At 66.0% G+C, this 494-nt stretch carries 1 protein-coding gene; it reads right to left on the bottom strand.

From position 1 onward, the window contains the following. Positions 1–285: MJ0042-type zinc finger domain-containing protein (locus AACY45_RS29415; RefSeq protein ID WP_445261237.1), on the bottom strand; the 285-nt coding region annotated here is incomplete at its 3' end. Positions 286–494 lie beyond the last annotated feature (209 nt).

A 494-nucleotide genomic window follows, 5' to 3' on the forward strand; every position in this document is an offset into this window, starting at 1 on the left:
CGGCGGTTCGTGTGCGAACGCATCATAGTCTTCATAGGGCGAAGCCGCCGGGTCGGCCGCAGGCGGGGGAGCGGGCTGTCGCTCAACCTCCGCTTCCATCCGGGGCGCGACGGGCGGCGGCGCGATCGGCACCGCTTCCGCCCGCGCAACCAGATCGAGCACGGGGGCACCGGCCTGGAACCAACTGTGCTTGCAGCTCGCGCACCGCACTGTCCGCCCATCCGCCCCAATGGCGGAATCCGGGACGAGGTAACGCGTGTGGCACTCGGTGCATTCGAGGATCATGATACGGCTTTGGCCCCGTTACCGCCCTGTGGCAACGTATCCCCCGAATCTAAGCCTACGCGGCCGCGCTAGGCAAGCGTTTCGCAACGCTATCGTGATGCCTGTGCTTGTGGCGGCGCGCCGGATCGTGCGGTGCAGGCGCAGGGCATTGATAAGAGAGCGAGCAGCACGCGCCACATGGCGAATATCGTACAGTTCGAAAATGTGGG

It is taken from the genome of Pseudomonas sp. RA_35y_Pfl2_P32 (assembly GCF_963970735.1).
Classification (GTDB): Bacteria; Pseudomonadota; Gammaproteobacteria; order Pseudomonadales; family Pseudomonadaceae; genus Aquipseudomonas.